Origin of the sequence: Sutterella seckii, from assembly GCF_009183815.1 — a bacterium.
Lineage (GTDB): Bacteria > Pseudomonadota > Gammaproteobacteria > Burkholderiales > Burkholderiaceae_F > Sutterella > Sutterella seckii.
Genome location: NZ_WEHX01000044.1, coordinates 1 through 18,506 on the forward strand (window position 1 = coordinate 1; position 18,506 = coordinate 18,506).

The 18,506-nt window shown below is 58.3% G+C and carries 15 protein-coding genes; 9 read left to right on the plus strand and 6 right to left on the minus strand.

The features are described from left to right. From GBM95_RS07235 to GBM95_RS07255, 5 genes are all read left to right on the plus strand, one after another. Positions 1–504 (plus strand): IS66 family transposase (locus GBM95_RS07235; RefSeq protein ID WP_152158487.1); only part of this gene is annotated, 504 nt, incomplete at its 5' end. A gap of 396 nt (positions 505–900) precedes the next feature. After that, positions 901–1,623, plus strand: coding sequence for a dienelactone hydrolase family protein (locus GBM95_RS07240; protein ID WP_152158488.1), 723 nt, complete (start codon positions 901–903; stop codon positions 1,621–1,623). Positions 1,624–1,917: 294 nt separating this feature from the next. Continuing rightward, on the plus strand, positions 1,918–2,304 hold the full coding sequence (locus GBM95_RS07245; protein ID WP_193222617.1) for a helix-turn-helix domain-containing protein: 387 nt from the start codon (positions 1,918–1,920) through the stop codon (positions 2,302–2,304). An 880-nt stretch (positions 2,305–3,184) separates the two neighbouring features. Then, a complete protein-coding gene (locus tag GBM95_RS07250) occupies positions 3,185–4,531 on the plus strand; it encodes an RNA-guided endonuclease InsQ/TnpB family protein (protein WP_226963213.1) in 1,347 nt (448 codons plus the stop codon). A 47-nt stretch (positions 4,532–4,578) separates the two neighbouring features. Continuing rightward, positions 4,579–5,070 carry a hypothetical protein gene (locus tag GBM95_RS07255; protein WP_152158490.1) on the plus strand — a complete coding sequence of 164 codons (492 nt, stop codon included), beginning with the start codon at positions 4,579–4,581 and terminating at the stop codon, positions 5,068–5,070. 138 nt (positions 5,071–5,208) lie between these two features. On the opposite strand, the gene GBM95_RS07260 is transcribed toward GBM95_RS07255, so the two are convergent. The 4 genes from GBM95_RS07260 to GBM95_RS07275 all read right to left on the minus strand — a co-directional run bounded on the left by GBM95_RS07260 (position 5,209) and on the right by GBM95_RS07275 (position 10,363). Further along, the gene (locus tag GBM95_RS07260) at positions 5,209–6,348 is read right to left on the minus strand and encodes a porin (RefSeq protein WP_193222618.1); all 1,140 of its coding nucleotides are present in this window, start codon (positions 6,346–6,348) and stop codon (positions 5,209–5,211) included. 251 nt (positions 6,349–6,599) lie between these two features. After that, on the minus strand, positions 6,600–8,243 hold the full coding sequence (locus tag GBM95_RS07265) for an HAL/PAL/TAL family ammonia-lyase (RefSeq protein WP_226963214.1): 1,644 nt from the start codon (positions 8,241–8,243) through the stop codon (positions 6,600–6,602). A gap of 169 nt (positions 8,244–8,412) precedes the next feature. Then, positions 8,413–8,784, minus strand: a complete 372-nt coding sequence (locus tag GBM95_RS07270) for a cytochrome c3 family protein (protein ID WP_193222619.1) — start codon at positions 8,782–8,784, stop codon at positions 8,413–8,415. 58 nt (positions 8,785–8,842) lie between these two features. Then, positions 8,843–10,363, minus strand: coding sequence for a flavocytochrome c (locus tag GBM95_RS07275; protein WP_152158493.1), 1,521 nt, complete (start codon positions 10,361–10,363; stop codon positions 8,843–8,845). Between the two features lie 243 nt (positions 10,364–10,606). Between GBM95_RS07275 and GBM95_RS07280 the strand changes: the two genes are divergently transcribed. Further along, positions 10,607–12,238, plus strand: coding sequence for a sigma-54 interaction domain-containing protein (locus GBM95_RS07280; protein ID WP_152158494.1), 1,632 nt, complete (start codon positions 10,607–10,609; stop codon positions 12,236–12,238). Here the strand turns inward: GBM95_RS07280 and GBM95_RS07285 are convergent. Together GBM95_RS07285 and GBM95_RS07290 are read right to left on the minus strand one after the other, a co-directional pair. Beyond that, positions 12,223–13,455: an MFS transporter gene (locus GBM95_RS07285; RefSeq protein WP_152158495.1), complete on the minus strand. Its 1,233-nt coding sequence runs from the start codon at positions 13,453–13,455 to the stop codon at positions 12,223–12,225. The genes GBM95_RS07280 and GBM95_RS07285 overlap by 16 nt on opposite strands. Positions 13,456–13,626: 171 nt before the next feature. Then, entirely contained in the window at positions 13,627–15,273 is a 1,647-nt protein-coding gene (locus GBM95_RS07290; protein WP_152158496.1) for an HAL/PAL/TAL family ammonia-lyase, read from the minus strand. 383 nt (positions 15,274–15,656) lie between these two features. Here GBM95_RS07290 and GBM95_RS07295 point away from each other — a divergent pair, with 383 nt between their 5' ends. The 3 genes from GBM95_RS07295 to GBM95_RS07305 form a co-directional block, all read left to right on the plus strand. Further along, positions 15,657–17,408 (plus strand): flavocytochrome c, encoded by a 1,752-nt coding sequence (locus GBM95_RS07295; protein WP_152158497.1) that lies wholly within the window; start codon positions 15,657–15,659, stop codon positions 17,406–17,408. A gap of 182 nt (positions 17,409–17,590) precedes the next feature. Then, positions 17,591–18,190, plus strand: a complete 600-nt coding sequence (locus tag GBM95_RS07300) for a TetR/AcrR family transcriptional regulator (protein WP_152158498.1) — start codon at positions 17,591–17,593, stop codon at positions 18,188–18,190. Positions 18,191–18,285: 95 nt separating this feature from the next. Then, a partial coding sequence (locus GBM95_RS07305; protein WP_193222620.1) for a transposase occupies positions 18,286–18,506 on the plus strand: 221 nt, incomplete at its 3' end.

The following is an 18,506-nucleotide window of genomic DNA, read 5'->3' on the forward strand; positions in this document are numbered from 1 at the left end:
CCGGTCTTCGACGCCATGGACGAGCTCTACAAAGGGCTTGCCGAAACGCTGGCGAAGGAGAAGAACGGCAAGTACGTGAAGACGATCGACACGGCCGCAGCCGGCGTCTACTGGATGAACCGACGGGAGAGCCTGAGGCAGTTCCTCGAGGACGGCCGCATCCCGCTGGAAACGAACACCGTGGAACGAAGCATTCGCCCCGTGGCAATGCTGAGGAAGAACCAGAATTTCATGCAGACGCTCGACGGCATGAATGCTGTGGCGACATGCCTCTCGGCGGCGGAAACGGCCAGGCTCAACGGCATTGACCTGGAAGAGTGGCTGAACGACTATAGCGCTGCTGCCTGCAAGCACGCGTACGCGAAGGGCTGGACGCAGGCCTGCCGCGAGGGCAAGGACCCGAACAAGAAGATTCAGAAGTGGCCCATGGAGAAGCTCCTCGAGGACTTCGACCGGACGCCGTGGCTGCCCTGGGAATGGAAAAAGCGGCAGTCGGCTGACTGATTGGCCCTACCTCGCCTCAAGAAAAATTAAGCCGCCGGGAAACCGGCGGCTGCTGGTGTTGCCTGAAGGGCATCCCGCATCCATGGGGTTTTTGCACCTATAGTCCAGATACATTTCAGCAGGTGGACCCAAGCGTTAAAGTGTGGTAACCCACACTAAACGACATAGAGCCCCTATCTTTTCGACCCATTGGCACTGCTCTTGCTGTAAACAATGACCGCATAACCGCAATTACTTGCGTTTTCCAAAAGGAGAGAATCCATGAAGTCCTTCAAGCCTACCGTCCTCACCGGCTGCCTGTCTATCCTTGCTCTTACGAGTGCAGGATCATCATTCGCCGCAGAAATTCCTCAAGGAAAGATTACGGGTAGCGCCATCGTCCATACAGAAACTTCGATGAAGCTCGCTATCGAAAATGCGTGGACGGCCTTCCCGAAGACCCTCACAGGAGGTAACGACTTCAACGGGCTTCTCAAGGATGCACCGAAGCTTTCCGGCAAGGCTCCCGTCCTCGTTTTCGTCCATGGGTCGGGCGGCATTAATCCACAGATCAAGCTCTTCCAGAAATGGCTTGCCGAAACGCTCGGCGTTGCATCCATCATGCTAGATTCGATGCAGCTTCTCGACCGCATGAAGTACTCTTCGCCCATCCCGCCCGAAGAGTACGAAAAGGTGCACGCTTTGCGTGCATCCGAACTCAAGGCTGCTGTTTACTACGTTAGCAAGGCACCTTGGTTCGACGGCCGACTCGCCATTGCCGGTACGAGCGAAGGCGGCGTAACGGTGGCCCGCTACCAGGCTGCCGCGAATGCACCAAAAGAGAAAGCGCGCATTATCTTCTCCTGGTCCTGCGAAGACAACTATCACGTAACGGCGCACCGAACGGCCATCCCGAACGACCTGCCGGTGCTCAACGTCATGAGCGCGACGGACAAGTTCTTTTCCGCGTCCAACCCATACATCGGCAACAAGGCAGCTGTCGGGCACTGCGGCAAGGCTCTGGCCAACAATCCCAACGCGGAAATCGTTCTGATCCCGAAAGCCCCGCATACGCTCCTCAATCTCACGCAGACTCATGAGGTTGTCGAAGGCTTCCTCAAGGATCGGCTCCTCAAGTAAGCGTAGGAAGTTAACTCCAGGAACGGGCGAGGAAGAGGATGAATCACCCTCATCGTCTCTCGCATCGATCATGGATAGATGGGTGTTACTACGGTGCCTTCTTTTCAACGTCCTTTTTCCTCTCGTTCCTCCTTGCACTTCCTTCGTTCTTGCTTTGGCCATTAAACAAACGCGGATTTAAAATACACCAGTGACGCGAGATAAAAATGCACCACCTCGTGTCGGGTGATAGATGTCAAGCAACAGCACTCTGTATCACAATGGAGTTTTAATGGTACAGCCAGGGAGGATCACGTGATACATGATTTTCAAATCCGCCGGATTCGAGAATTCCACGAACGGGGCTACAGTCAGCGGCAAGCAGCGACAGAGTTGGGTATTAACCGCAGAACAGTACGCAAGTATTGGAATGCCGGATCTGATGCTGACGCAACGCCGCGGACGCGCAAGCGTCATCGTGTTCTGGAACCCTTTGCACAGAAGATCAGAAAGCTTTACGCGCAGCATCGGAACTGCAGAATAGTCAGAGAGGAGTTAGAAAAAGACAAGGGAATTCCGTCTGTTGCTCTCCGTACGATTCAGGAATTTGTCCAGCAGTACAAGCGCGAGCTGGCTATTGAGGAGCACAAGCGCATACGCCCATCATCTTCTCCTGATCCTGCGAAAACAACTACCATGTGACTGCGTACCGCTCGTCCATCCCGAAGGCTCCGCATACGCTCCTCAATCTGACACAAACGCATGAGCTTGTCGAAGCCTTCCTCAGGGCACGAACTGACTGCTCCCGACGACTAAGGTCGCGGGGTTCCAACTTGACAGGGGCTTTTTCTGCGGCCTTATCGTCCACGCCCTGCGGCGTGAACCGAGTCTGCACGCAGACGCTGACCCCAGTCCACTGAAACTATGATGACCCTATCCCGCTTAGGGGAGGCACTTCGCCGGCCCGGCGAACATCGGCTTCGTCCGAAGACTTCCGCCGCGCCACCTGCCGTGTGCTTTTCGATCATCGGGTTTTACGTCGCTTCAATCATTTTCGACGAAAGTTACGGGATTGAGTCCCGCATCAATAGTTTCTATTCTACAGCGCACTTCGTGCGCGCGCGATTCTCCCCAGCGGATAAATCCGTGGGCTCTCTCGCGCATCCGTCGTAGGAGAGGAAGATGGTTGTTCCTACGGAATCTCCTTCGTTCGAAGGCGCAGGCATGCACCGTCGTACCCGCCGCCTCCTCCGGAATCGAGCAGGCGCATGCCGTTCTCTTTCGCACTCTGCTGCAGGCACAAAGCCGTTTTTTCGAGCATGAAAAAAGCCCCAAAAATGAGGAAAACTCATCTGGGGCTGACGCGAAATTTTAATCTGTTGTTTTCTAAGGACTCTTCATAGTCCGAAGATCTGAGGTTCTTTTATCCAACAGGCCGTAAAACCCCGCCATTCATGGCGGGGATATAAGGCCCATCGATCGAAGATGGATTACTTTCATAGATCGCGAAATGCATTGCTGTTCACTATAATGCAATGTAAATCTGCAATTTAATGATCCGTTAATATATAATAGACGGATCATGAACCTCTTCTGCAACTTCAAGTACGAACTGATCGCGGACGACACGCGGCGTTCGGCGCTTAGCCGATTTGCCGGGTGCCGTCGCGCCGTGTTCAACAAAGCCCTTGAGCTGCAGAATGACCGCAAAGCTAAGAGCGAAAAGCCAATCTCGTATCTCGAAATGGCTCACCTTCTCATGGAGTGGAAGCAGACTGAGGAGATGGCTTTTCTGAAGGAAGCGCCTTCCCAGGCGCTTCAGCAGACGCTCATGGATCTTGACCGCGCCATCAAGGACACCTTCCGCAAGAAGGGCGATCCCGCAAAGAAGCGCTGGCCGCGATTCAAGGCTAAGGACATCGGCGACGGCTTCCGCCTTCCGCAGGTGAAGCCGCAGGACATTGACGAACCCAACGGCCGCGTGAAGCTGCCAAAGCTCGGCTGGCTTCGCTACCGGCGTTCCCGTCCCCTCGCGTTCAAATGCGGGGACGGAACGCTGATTCCCGGCAAGGTAAAGCAGATTCACATCACGAAGGACTGCGGCAAATGGTTCGTCACTTTCGCGACCGAGTTTGAGATTCCCGATCCCGTGATGAAGGAGAAGGATGTCGGCATTGACGTCGGCATCGTTCATGCCGTCACGCTGAGCAATGGGAAGACCTGCGACCTTGACGTAAAAACCATTAAAAAGATTGAGGGCGAGATCGCGTACCTGAAGCGCCGTTTATCGCTCAATCAGTCGTCAAGGAAGAAGCTTGCCGCGAAAGGGCTGGCTGAAGAATTCGACAAGAGAAAGCCTAGCCGGACAAGGCGCCGGCTCAAGGAGCTCATACAGAAGAAATACAAGCGAATCCGCTCTATTCGACAGGACTTTCACAGGAAGACGGCGCATGCGCTCGCGCAGGAGTACGGCTGCGTATACGTCGAGGACCTGCATCTCCGCAATATGACGAAAAGCGCCAGGGGAACGAAGGAGAACCCTGGCAAGCACGTGAGGCAGAAGCGGGCGCTCAACCGCGCGCTTCTGCGCATGGGCTTGAGAGCATTGCGGACAGCCATCGAAGAAGCGATGAACAAAATGGGCGGCATGGTAATTGCCGTGCCCGCTCAGTTTACGTCCCAACGATGCCCGAATTGCGGATGCACGGACAAGCGCAATCGTCCAACGCAAGCGCTGTTCAGTTGCGTTGATTGCGGCTACACGAATAACGCGGATATTGTTGGTTCGATCAATGTGATGACGAAGGGACGGATGAGCCCGAGCGCACACGATAAAAAGCGCATCGCCCGTGCAGTGAGTGCGGAAGGTGCTGGGGATCCCCTCAGTGCTTCCGCGCCATCAGCGGGAACCACCCGGAGTACGGGTTAATCGTATTCAGGAATCCTCGTCCTTCAGGGCGAGGAGGAAGTCAATCGATGGGACTCAAGATCGCGGGTTCGTATCTCGCGGGCGAAAACATCGAGCGGATCGAAAACTTCGCTGCGGGAATCTTCACGACGGAGAAGACGCCGCTTACCGTATCGAGCGAAGACATCAAGCAGAAGATCACAGGGCTTTCTGAAGCGCAGAAGAACTTCCTCGACCGCTACTACGATGAGGAAACGGACATCAGCCGCAACATCCTGCGGCATCCGAGCAATCCGTTCTTCAGCGGCATGACGGCTTCGCGCTTCAATCTTGTTTCCTCTGTCGAGGGCCTTCGCCAGGAGATTCGCGAGCACGTCTTCGGGAAGGAACTAAAGGACCTGACCGACGGCGAAAAGAAGGCGCTCGAAACGTACACCAAGGGCATGATGGCGGAGCTTGCGAACCTCTACTCAACGGAAGCGCAGGGACAGGCGACGCGGATTCTCGACTTCAATCGGGCGTTCCGCGTCCGGGAGGGAGAGGAGCAGAAGATTCGGTAGGCGGCGACCTCCCCCTGTACCCTTACGAATCGAGGTGTCGGCCAAAGAAGGAAGCCGGGCCTGGAGCAGAATTTCTGTTCCAGGCCCGGCTTCTTCATAGATTTAAAGATGGGAGCAGAGCTACGGATCTGACGAAACTCAGAAGAAGTGCGTCATGCCGAGATGAGCCACCGTGCGGTTGGTATTGGCCGGATCGAAGTCGTCGAAGGTGCCGCTGCCGTCAGCATAGGAAAGAATCCCGTAGAGCATGGTGCGGTTCGAGAAATGGTAGTGGCAGCCGACAGCGCCGACAATGCGGGAGTAGTCCGCGTCAAGTGCGGAACCGACTTCCGGATTCTTGTTTTCGCCGTCGAGGTACTGTACGGAGGCAAGAAGATCAGCTCGGCCGACCGTGTACTTCCCGCCGACGAAGGCCGACCAGCCTTCAAGGCGACGGCGTTTCGACATGTCGTAGCCGACCGAACCGTCGTCATCCCAAGTGGAGTCGGAGAACTTGTTGTAGTTCTTGTAGTAGCTCACGCCGAGATAGGCGGTGAAGGGACCTTTCCCGGGGTTGTAGGCGCCGGCGAGCTTGAAGTTCACCGCGTTGTCGCGGCGCACGGCATCTTCGGATTCCTTCGTGCCGAAGCGTTCGTATTCAAAGCCGAAGAGCGCGCGGGCATCGGCGCCGTCCCAACGCAGAGCGGCATTGAAGAAGCCGTCGTTGTCTGAGAATTCAGGAGATTCCTTGTCCTTCGTGCCGGTGAAGGAATACTGGAGACCAAGCTTCGCGCCGGCAATCGTCGGCGAGACGTAGTAGATCGTGTTCGAATTGAGTCGCCAGACGTTCACCTGCGTCGCCTGCACGCCGGCATCGGTATAGCCCGTCTCAAAAGGCTCCATATCCCAATACCAGCCGAGGGAGGACGATCCGGACGAGAAGGCGCCGACGCGGCCCATGCCGATGGTGCCGAAAGAGCCCGAAACGTTGAGCTGCGCTTCGCGGCCGAAAATGCCGCCGTTCTGCCCGAGCGTGCCGGTGTCCGAGCTGAAGCCCGATTCAAGAATGAACCCGACCTTCAGCCCGTTGCCGAGATCTTCTTGGCCCTTGAGGCCGACGCGGGGACCGGCATAGTTGCCGGAATTCATTTCGAGCTTATCTTCGCCGGCATCGGAAATGTGGCTGTACGTGAAGCCGGTGTCGATGACGCCGTAGACGGAAACGTCCGCGGCCTGAGCGGGCACGGCAAAAGCTGCGGCGCAGGCGGCAGCTGCGGCACAAAGCATGTGCTTCTTCATGATGGAATTCTCCATGGGGAAATCGAGGAGAGAAGGAGACTGAAATCCGTCCGGGCGGCCGTCCAGACGTCCAGACGTCCAAACGTTCAAAAGGAGAAAAAGACGGCGCCCCCGGAAAGATTCAGCAGAGTCAGATGTCAGATGCTGCGCTGAGCTCCTGAATATCAATCAACGTGAATCGCAAGCGGAAATATCGAGCTCAGCGCTTTCGTGGTTCAGTAGTTCAGCGGTTCAGCGGTTCACCGTTTCGATCAGAACTTGTAGTTCTTGATGAGATCCGTACCGGCCTTGATGTCGTCCGTGAAGATGCGGTCGTTCTTCACATAGGGCACCTTGGCGCGGTAGGCCTGATAGAAGGCATCCGTCTTCGTGGAAAGCTTCAGGTCCTTGTTCTTCAGCATTCTGCGAAGGTCGACGGCCTGAGCGGCATGGAGCGTTTCGAGCGAGTAGATCTGGAAGAGGTTCTCATCGATCGTGAGCAGGTGCTTCGAAGCTTGAAGGATGTTGGTCATCGTGTCTTCGATTTCGCCTGCAACCGGCATGCCGTAGAGACTCACGGGCTGTGCGAGCGCCATATTGTCGACGTGCAGGCCCATGAAGGCCTTCTGGATGGCGCCGAAGGCATGGCCCTTGTTGTCGGGATCGGAGAGGAAGCGGGTAAGTCCCGTGAACTGGTCGTAGGAAAGGTGAACCGTACGCTGCACCGAGTAGTGGGAGAGGTGCGCGAGGGCGAGCGAAGCACGCTGCACGGCGAGCGCAACCGGGAGCGGATTGAAGTTGCCCGACGGGATGATTGCGCCCTTCACGCCCTTTCCTTCGATGAAGTAGTTCGCAACCTGGCTCGATTCGTTCCGATAGGCTTCATCGGCATTGAGGATCGTCGCAGGATTGTCGTCGGTCGAATTGATCTGAACCTCGATTACTTCCTCAAGATCCTTGACGGCGCGCTTCGCTTCGGCAAGACCGTAAACCGTCACGCGGTAGGAGAGCGGGTCCTGAAGCGGACGAGATGCATCCGTGCTCCAGAGGTAGGAACCCTGAATGGCATCGCGCATGTCCTTGGCGGCATCCGCGAGTCCGGGGAAGGGACGCGCGCCGATCGTCTGCGGAAGAATCGGAGCAACGTTGCCGTTGAGGCCTTCGAGCGAGAGACCGTAGATCGTCGGCGTCACGTCGCAGATGCGCTGCGCGCTGCGGGCGGCGTCGACGGCATAGGCCATGGCGACGGAGTTGTTCGAGAGAATGGCGAGCGCATCCTTGCCTTCCGGAACGAGCGGCTCAATGCCGGCCGCCTTGAGGGCTTCAGCGCCCGTGACGACCTTGCCCTTCATGGAGGCCTTCCATTCGCCGATCATGACGGCGCCCACATGGGAGGCGAGAAGAATGTCGGCTTCGCCGATCGATCCCTCGGACGGAATAAGGGGCGTAATGCCCTTGTTGAGGAAGTCCTTGTAGAGCGTTGCCACGCGGGCCTGAGCACCGGACTTGCCGTCAAGGAGCGTATTGAGGCGAATCACCATGGAGAGGCGGGCGAGATTCTCGGGCATCATTTCGCCCACGCCGGCGGAGTGCGAACGCAAGGCGTTGTAGTTGAAGGCGCGGGATGCGGCAACGACCTCGGGCGTGAGCTTGCCGTCGGCCGTAAAGAGCTTGTGGTCCTTGTTGAGGCCCACGCCGACGGTGAGGCCGTAGACGGCCTGACCCTTCGCGGCGGCGGCCATGACGAGCTCATGGCTCTTCTCAAGAAGATTCATCGCTTCGGGAGCAATGGCGACATCGGCCTTGCCCGAAGCAATGGCCCAGGCGTTCTCCATCGTGAGGTTCTTGCCGTTGAGCGTAATCGTTTCGGCGCCAGCGGCGCCGGCAAGCGTGAGAGCGGCACAAAGAGCGGTCATTTTCCAGAGTTTTTTCATTTGAGATTTCTCCGCAATATTCTCGAGGACTGAAAGAAAACTGTTGAGAGCCTCCGGGACCCCGGCTTGAAGGAAGTCAAAAGGGTTTCGAAACCTGGGGCCGGAGGGATTTCAAGGGTGCAGGAGGCTGAATGAGGCCGGGTTCTGCGGACTACTTGATCTTGTAGGAGAACTCGTGGCACTCGTTGCAGTAGACCTTCGACTGCGAATGCTCGCGGTGGCAGGCCGTGCAGGAAAGTCCGGAGCCGTAGTGGTTCGACCAATGGGGATTGGGTTCAGGAAGGTTCTTCGTCTTTTCGGCCATTGCCTTGTAGTCGCCGTGGCAGCCCATGCAGGTCTTGTCGGACGGAACGACAAACTTGTTGCCCGCTACTGCGTTTTCCTCTGTGTGGCAGACGGCGCAGTCCTTGATCGTCTGGTGATAAGGCTTGACGGTGGGCATGCCCGCCGGAGCGGCTTGAGCGCCGATTGCTGCGGCGCCGAAGCAGGCTGCGAAGATCGCGGCAAGAAGGGTTCGCTTCATTTTTCTAATCCTTTATGTTCTGTTCAACTCGTAAATTCGGGGGCCGTTAATCCGTGAATCAGATGGCGGCAGGCTTCGCCTTGAGGACGCTTTCTGCCGCGACGCGGCCCATGACGAGGCCGTCGGCAATGGCGCAGCCGCCCAGGCGGGAAGCACCGTGCGTGCCGCCCGTGACTTCGCCGCATGCGTAGAGGCCGGGAATGACGCTTCCGTCGATGCCGTAGACTTCGGCATTCTTCGTAATGCCCACGCCGCCCATGCAGTAGTGGACCTTCGGCCAGACGCGGCAGGCGTAGAACGGGGCCTTATCGAGAACGATCGCAAGCGCGAGCGAGCGGTGGAATTCCTTGTCGTCCTTCGCCTTCACCATTTCGTTGAAGCGCGCGACCTGCTCGACGAAGGGCTTGGCCGGAATGCCGTAAGCCTTCGCCAGGTCTTCGAGCGTGTCGAACTTCTTGATGACGCCGTACTTGAGACCGTTCTTGAGGGTCTGAGCCTTGGCAACGCCCTTGCTGTCGGTAAAGCAGACGGGATAGACGGGCTTGCCGTTCTCCATGAGGCCTAGAATGGCGTCGGTGCGCTCCTTTCTGTCGGCAAGTTCGTTGCAGAAGCGCTTGCCCGTGCGCACGTCGACCATGATGCCCATGGGGAAGCCGGCAATCGTATTGAACTGAGAAACAAGGCCGAAGCCGCGTTCGTCGGGCGAGCACCAGGGGCCGAGCTGAATCTGATCGATCTGCACGGGAGCGCCGCCGATCGCGAGCATCTTGAGGAGCCCCTCGCCCGTTGCGCCCGGCTGATTCGTCGAGTCGAGACGTTCGTCGAGCTGGGGATCCTGCTGCTTTCTGAACCAGACGTTGCGCGAGAAGCCGCCCGTTGCCATGACGACGCCCTTGCGCGCGCCGTAGGTCTGAAGCACGCCCGACTTTTCGTCCGGGAAGAGATAGCGCTCGCGCACGACGAGGCCGATCACGCGGCCGTCTTCATCGCGGACGAACTCTTCCATCTTGGCGCGAAGGCGCATGTCGACGCCGTGCTTAATGCAGGATTCGGTGAGCGGGCGCGTGATGCCGCCGCCCGTGGATTCGACCGTCTGCAGCGTGCGCGGCACGGAATGGCCGCCGAAGTGCTGCACGAAGTCCTTGTACTTGACGCCGTGGCGAAGCGTGAACTCATAGGCCGGAAGAGACCCGTAGACCACCATCTTGAGGAGATCCAGATGCGAGAGTCCGCGGCCCGACTTGATCATGTCGGCGAGCATCTGCTCGGGGGAGTCCTTGATGCCCATCTTCTTCTGCAGGGGCGTGCCGGCAACCGAAAAAGCACCGCCGTTGATAGCGGAATTGCCGCCGAAGGCAGGCATCTTTTCGATCAGAAGGACCGAGGCGCCGCCAAGACGGGCTTCGAGCGCCGCAGCGAGCCCCGCAAAGCCGGAACCGACGACGATGACGTCGTAAATCTTGTCGAACTTCGCCGTGCTCTTCGAGTCGGCGGCCTGCACCAGGCCTGTTGCGGCCGCTGCCGCCGTACCAAGCGCTCCGCCGATCAGCATGCGGCGGCGATTGAAGTTGATGGTCATAGGGGTTCTCCTTTTCAAAAAATGGAGTTGTTCTTGTATCTCTGCCCCTCTTAAAGCAGGCCCCGTGCCAATTGTTCCGGAACACATTCTTTAGTATTAGTTCCAGTTGATAAACAACAGATATTTTTCTTAAATCACAATGCAATCCTTGAATTCAGTAGAAACGATATTTCGTATATTCAACGAAATATCGTATATTCATACGAAATATCGTGAACCCTCCTTCATAGTTCCTTCTCAGTCATGTCCGCCCTTTCGATTGCTCACTCAGCTTCTCCGGCACTTCTCGAAGCGCTCACGAGTTCGCTCGATCTTTCCGTCGTCCTTCAAAGGTCGCTTCTTGCCCTTGACAGAGAAATGATGGAAAGATGCGGCTCACGCTTTCCTGCGGAGGGGGCATTCGTCAACTTCTATCAGGCCGAAGAGAAGGTCGTTCTCTTCCTCGCGCATGCAACCCGTACCGAGGCCCGGCTCGAAGAGACGATGGTGCGGGTGGGGCCCGAAACGCTCAAGCACCGGGTATCCGTCTCCCGGAAAATTCGGGTGGCGCGGACGCTCGACGACGATCCCTTCACGAAGGGCGTTGCGCCGAAGCTCTTTCCGGCAATGAAGTCCTTCATCATGATGAAGCTCTCTATTGAGGAAAAGCGCATCGGCATCGTCTGCTTCTGGTCGAGTCGGGAAAACGCTTTCGAAGCGCTTCATGCCGACCTCATCGAAGGCGCATCGACGCTTTTTGCGCTCAATGCGGGATTCGCGCTTTCCAATGCGCTCGCCGAACGCAACACGCGGCTCAAAAGCGAAATGAAGTCGCTCGAAAGCACCCTTCTCTCGACCAAGGAAGCGCCCCTCGCGATGCTCGTCGCCAATACGCCCTCCATGAAGGGCATCGAGGAGCAGATTCGGCTTGCCGCGCGGTTTGAGGAAAATCTTCTCATCACGGGCGAGTCTGGCACCGGCAAGGAAGTCGTCGCGCAGACCGTGCACGCGCTCTCGAAGCGCGCCCGCTATCCCTTCGTGCGCGTCAACTGCGCCTCCATCCCGGAAAATCTCATCGAGTCCGAACTCTTCGGCCACGAACAGGGGGCCTTCACAAGCGCCTCAAAGCGGCGTTCCGGCCTCTTTGAGGATGCCGACGGCGGGACGATCTTTCTCGACGAAATCGGAGAGCTGCCCCTCGCGCTGCAGGCCAAGTTTCTCCACGTCCTGCAGAACCACACCATCCGGCGCGTCGGCGGCTCCGCCGAAATCCCCGTAGACGTGCGCGTCATCGCCGCGACGAACCGCGACCTTGAGGCCCTCGTCAGAGCGCACCGCTTCCGGCTCGATCTCTTCTACCGCCTCAACGTCATCCCCATCCGGCTCGCCCCGCTGAGAAATCGCCCGGAAGACCTTCTCCCCCTCTCCCGGCTCTTCATCGACCGTTGCGTCAAGGCCTACGGCCTCACCGAAACGCCGGAACTCACCGATGAAGCCATGGCAGAAGCCGCATTGAAGCCCTGGCCCGGAAACGTGAGGGAATTGAAGAACGTCATCGCCCGCACGGTAATGCTCTACCCGAGAAGAATCGAACGCCTTGCCTACGCACCCGACGACGAAATGACGCTCTCCTCCGCCCAAGAAAGTCAGCCCCCATCGCAGGAGCTCCGAAGCGATGACTCTCAAGACTCGGACGGGCATTTCGTTTCTAGAATCCCCGGAGACCGCCTCCCCTCCTTCGAGACGATGGAGCGCGAATACTTCAATGCGGCCATCAAGGCCGCCGGCGGAAAGATATCCGGTCCCGGGAGCGCCTCAGCCATCACCGGGATTCATCCGAATACGCTCCGCTCGAAGCTGCGCAGGCTCGGGTTTGAACGCTACCGGAGCTCGTGATCCGCCGGTGCGTAGCGGTACGAATAGAACGCTCCGAAGAAGAGAATGAAGGCGCCTGCGGCGAAGAGCGCAGTAACCGGCACGTGTTCCGCAAGCATCGGGAAAACGAAGGCGGCAGCCATCGTCCCGATGCGCGAAATCGTCGTGAGGCTACCGACCAAGCGCGCGCGAACCCGTTCCGGGAAAAGCAGATTCGGGACGACGAAGTCGAGCGGCGTCTGAAGTCCGTAGGCGAGCGCGAAGAGGATGAAGGCGCCCCCAGTAATGAGCGGCGTCCCCGCCCCTTTGAGAACCGTGATGAGAAGGAGCGCCGCCCCCATCGCGATGAAGGTGCCGACGAGCACTCGCTTCGGATGCCGCACGAAAGGTCCCCATGCGGCGGGGAGCACGCCCGCAAAGAAGCACGCATAGAGAAGAAGCACCTGCACGAATGCATTTCCCGAACCGATCAAGTCAGTGAGGATCTTGGTCGAATACAGCATGAGAACCGTTGCCGGGATCGTCTGGCAGAGCCAGAACACCGAACAGAAGAGGAAGCTCCGTCCGGTGCTGCCGGCAAGCGACTGCATGAGTCCAGGCTCATTCTGCTTCTTCTGCCGCAGTTCGATAGAACGCTCCTTCTTCTCTCCCCTCCACGATGGAGATTCCGGCACGCCGATTCTTCCAGCGAACAGAAGGAGCGCAGCGGCAGCCTCAATCCAGAAAAAGGCCTGCCAAGGAAGTCCGAAAAAGGAGAACGGGACGTAGAGAAGCACCGCAAAGATCGCGCCCACGTACCAGCCGTACATGAGGAAGGTAAGCGACCGGGATTGGGATTCGCGGGGCGTGAGTTCGGTGACGAGCGCCTGCCCGACGGGATAGTCGCCGCCCAGAAGAAAGCCCGTGATGAGCCGGGATGCGAGGAGCGCCGCGAATGTCGGAAGAAATTCCGTGTGAACGGCAGGAAGGAGCGACGCCGCCGTCATCGCGAGCATGGAATAGACGAAAAGCCCGCGCCTTCCGAAGCGGTCTGCGAGCGCGCCGAATGCGATGGAGCCCGTCGAAAAGCCGACGAAGTAGAGGCTCGTGAAGAGTCCGATCTGCCAGCCCGGCATATCGGTGAGGAACGTAATGACGAATGCGGCCGAAGCAGTGGAGTAGCCGTCGAGAAACGGCGTCCCCGCGCCCGAGACTGCCAAACGTAGCGTGCTCGAACCGGCTGAAATTGACCTCGCCATCTTGTCGCCCCTCGTTGTCCCTTGTTGCTGCGCGCTTTATTGCGGTTCGGCCGCCCGATCCCGAAGGATGAGCGGCCGCAAGGATTGAATCCTGATCATACCCGCCCGCGCCCGGGAGCCGCCGGGCGCGAAAAAGGGATTGCAGGCGGGATTGAATTCGAGATCAGAACTTTAGAACTTGTAGTTCTTCAGGATCTCAATCCCCTTCTCGAGGTCGATCGAGAAGTTGCGGTCCTTGGCGACAAACGGAACCTTGGCGCGGTAGACGTCGTAAAGCGCACCGGTCTTTTCGGAAAGCTTCACGTTGGGGTTCTTCATTTTGCGAAGATCAATCGCCTGGGTCGCATGGAGAAGCTCCATCGAGTAGAGGTCGATGATGCTGTTGGCCGCACGGTTCAGACGCTCGGCAACGCGCGGGAGGTTCGAAGCGGAGTCTTCGATGTTGCCCTCAACCGGCGTGCTGTGCATGGAGACCGGATTGGCGAGCTCGGTGAGTTCCGCATAGACGGAAACCATCGAGTCTTCCGTTGCGCCGAAGGCGTGTCCGTTCGGATTCTCGGGGCCGGCCAGGTAGCGCGAGAGGCCGGAGAAGCGGTCCTCGTCAAGGCGCATCGTGCGGTGGAGCGAATTGTGGGCGACATGGGCGAGCGTGATCGCGGCCTTTTCGGCGGCAATCGCGATCGGGAGCGGCTCGAAGTTGGCGCTCGGGATGATCGCGCCCTTGTAGCCTTCGGCATCGACGAAGTACTGCTTCACCTGCGACTTGTCGGTGTCTTCAGGCGTCGCGTTGAGAATCACGCCGGGGTTGTCGTCCGAGGAGTTGATCTGGATGTTGACGAGTTCGTCGAGTTCAGCGAGGCTGCGGCGGGCTTCCGAAACCGTATAGACGGTCGTGCGGAAGGAGAGCGGATCCTGGAGCGCGCGGTTCTTGTCGAAGTCCCAGAGGTAGGAGCCCTTCAGCGTCGCGCGGAAGACGGCGGCCGTATCCTGGAGACCCGTGAGCGGATGGCTGTTGACGGTCTGAGCGAGGAAGGGAGCGACGTTGCCGTTGAGGCCCTCAAGCGTGAGGCCGTAGACAACCGGAGAAGCAGCAACCGCCTGGCGCATCGACTTCATCGCATTCATCGTCATCGCGATGCCGACCGAATTCGTCGACAGAATGGCAAGGCCGTCCTTTCCGCTCGGAACGAGAGGCTTCACGCCCTTCATCTTGAGCGCTTCGCCGCCGTCGACGACCTTCCCGTCGACTTCAGCGCGCCATTCGCCGATCATCACCGAACCCACGTGGGAGGCGAGCGTAATGTCGGCGTCGCCAATGGAGCCGCGGCTCGGAATCACGGGCGTAATGCCCTTGTTGAGGAAGGTCTGATAGAGCTCGGCCACGTAGGGCTGGGCGCCCGAACGGCTCGTGAGCATCGTGTTGAGGCGAATGACCATCGCGAGACGGACGACCTTCGGATCAAGGTAGGGACCGAAGCCCACGGAGTGCGAGCGCAGGATGTTGTAGTTGAAGTCCTCGCTCGCCTTCCTCGCGACGTCGGTCATCTGGCCCTTGGCGTCGAAGAGGTGATGATCCTTGTTGAGGCCCACGCCCACGGTGAGGCCGTAGATCTCAACGCCCGAACGGGCCGCAGCCATGACGAGGTTGTGGCTGTCGGTAAGCTGCTTCATCGCGGCGGGCGCAATGGCGACTTCTTCGCCGGCGGCAACCTTCCAGGCATCTTCCTGAGTGAGGTCATGACCTGTGAGGGTAACGGTAGCGGACGCAGCGCCCGAGAAAAGAACTGCCATGGCAAGAAGGCTGGGTTTGAAATTCATGATGGAAGTACTCCAAGAATAACGGTTCTGTTCGCATGGACCTGCTGAGGAACGAGCGGCGGGAAAAACGAATTCCCTCGAGCGGCTGCGTTCGCTTCGGTTCATCGAATGGCGGATATCCTAGAAACAAACCGACCGGTTGGTTTATATGTAATATCCCTAGTCCTAAAGAACTATTGATCCGCCTCAGGCACTCATCCAAATTGAGGGTTTCCTCTTATTTTCAAACCGACTGGTTGGTTTTATAAATCCGCCATCCCAACGTACGGGTGAGGATCCTGCGATTTGCAGCGCCTCCTCCATCCGACCATCAATTCACGCCGCTTCGGATCCTTCGGAGACGCTTCCCCGGATCCGGAAGCGGCGCAAGAGGAGAAACCAAAATGAAGACAACGCTTCTCGCCGGCATCGTCTGCACGGTCTTTGCGGCAGCTGCCGCCGCTGCTCCGGTGACGACTGAAGGCACGGGCATCGGCAAGCACGGCGACGTGACGGTGGCCGTGACGTTCGACAACGGCAAGATTCAGAACATCAAGGTCGTGAAGGAACAGGAAAACCCGGTTCTTGCGAAGAAGGTCTACACGGACCTGAAGGACCTGGTTCAGGCGACGAACTCCGTTGACGTCGACGTGATCTCGGGCGCCACCTTCACCTCGAAGGGCCTCCTCGACGCCGTTGCGGATGCCGCCAAGAAAGCGGGCGTCACGCTCGGCAAGGCCGACCTGAAGGCGTTCAAGAAGGTCGCGAAGGATCTCCCGAAGAATTCCTCCTATGACGTCGTCGTGATCGGCGCGGGCGGCGCAGGCTTCTCGGCCGCGATTGAAGCGAAGAACGCCGGCGCCAGCGTCGTTCTTCTTGAAAAGATGCCTGCCGTCGGCGGCAACTCCCTCATTTCGGGCGCTGAAATGAATGCCGCGAAGAACTGGGTTCAGCCCGTTCTCGGCATCACGGACGATTCGCCCGAGCTTCACGCCAAGGACACGTACCTGGGCGGCGACAAGAAGGGCGACATGAAGGTGATCAACGTCATGACGCATCAGGCGCTTGACGCAGCCCTTTGGTGCCGCGACTACCTCGGCGTTCGCTTCGAGCCCGACAACCTCTTCTTCTTCGGCGGCCACAGCAGGAAGCGCGCGCTGATTCCGGTCGGCCACACCGGCACGGAATTCATTTCGAAGTTCCAGGCGAAGGCCGACGAGCTCGGCATCCCGGTCATCACCAACATGAAGGCCGAAGAGCTCATCAAGGATAAGGACGGCCGCGTTGTGGGCGTCAAGGCCACGATGGACGGCGCCGAATACACCTTCAATGCGAAGGGCGGCGTAGTTCTCGCCACGGGCGGCTTCGGCGCGAATCCGAAGATGGTCGAGCACTACAACCCGAAGATCGACTCGCGCTTCAAGACCACCGATGCGCCGGGCACCACGGGCGAAGCACTCTACATGGCCGAACGTGCGGGCGCTGAGCTCGTCAACATGCAGTACATCCAGACCTATCCGATCTGCGACCCGATTTCGGGCGTGATCGAACTGATCGCGGATGCCCGCTTTGACGGCGCCATTCTTCTCAATCAGGAAGGCAAGCGCTTCGTTGAAGAGCTCGAGCGCCGCGACGTGATCTCGAACGCCATCCTCTCGCAGACGGGCAACTACTGCTGGGTGCTCTGGAATGACAAGATCGGCTCGATCTCGAATACCGTCAAGGAACACCCGACGGAATACGATGCCTTCACGAAGCAGGGCATCATGACGACCTGCGACGATCTGAAGTGCATTTCCGACTTCACGAAGATCCCGTACGACGCGCTTAAAGGCACCGTCGACCGCGTCACCTCCATGGCCGGCAAGGGCAACGACAAGGACTTCCACCATCGCGCGGGTCTCGTCGACATGAGCCAGGGCAAGTACTACGTGATTAAGGCGGTCCCCTCGGTGCACCACACCATGGGCGGCGTCAGGATCAACGAGAAGGCCGAAGCCCTCACGGCTGAAGGCAAGGTGATTCCGGGCCTCTGGGCTGCGGGCGAAGTGACGGGCGTTACGCACGGCACGAACCGCCTGGGCGGCAACGCCTACACGGACATCATCGTCTTCGGCCGCATCGCCGGCAAGGCAGCTGCCGCTGCTGCGAAGTAATCGCGTTTAGAACGTAGTTCGACACGGTGGACGCAAAGTTCCGGTCTTTTCCTTTCTCTGCGTCCAATGCCCTACTGCAAAGTGACTGCCAATTGACCTCAAACCGGTTCCCGCTATGAGCTGGAACCGGTTATTCTTTTCGCCGTTCGCAAATTCCATCCATCGGGAAAGGTTGAAAACAGATGAGCACCACGCTTTCGGACAAAGGCCTCTGCACGAAGAAGCATATGCTCGAGTGCGCTGAAAAAATCATTCTCGAAGAGGGTATCGAGGCGCTCAGCATGGACAACGTCGGCAAAAAGTCCGGCATGAGCAAAGGCGCCGTGATGCATCACTTCAAAACGAAGCGCGACCTCATGGCGGCACTCATCGAAGCCTATGCCGAGCATCTCGACGAACATCTAAAGGCGGCCGAAGCCATGTTCGAGGGGGCGCCTGATGAAACCCTCATCCCGGGCTACATCCGGTGGTTCCAGGAATTCGACGCCGACAACAAGGGCTGGGCCAATATCGGCCTCTCCCTGCTCGTTCAAAAAGTCCACGACCCCGAACTTCTGAAGCCCGTAAAGGACTGGTACGCGAAAGTTCATGCGCGCATTGCGGCGCTCCCGCCCGAACGACGCGCCCGCACCTTCCTCGCGCTCATGGCGCTCGAAGGCTTTTTCTACACGCACAAGTTCGGCCTTGATCTCATGAGCGCAGAAGAGAAGGTGCCGGTCTACGAACTGCTCAAGGACCTGAGCGGGAGCAAGGCTCTATTGAAAAGCGCTAAAAGCGAATAATCGCTGATGCCTTCTGACCTTCTGTTATGCGGTCCTGGCATTAGATGTCATACTAACTTTCGCCACCCCTTCAACCTTTCATGGAGTGGCAAAACATGCGATATTCGCAGGAGTTCAAAGACAACGTCGTAGCGCGCCTGCTGAGCAAGGAGCTCAGCATCTCTGAAGCCGTGGAGCAGTACTCGATCGGCAAATCAACGATCTCGTACTGGCTCAGGATTGCCAGAGAGCAAGCAGGTTGCGGCACGCTGCCCAACAAAGGAAATCCCAAGCTCATGGCCAGCCTCAAGCTCCCTAAAGGAGTGACCTACCTTCA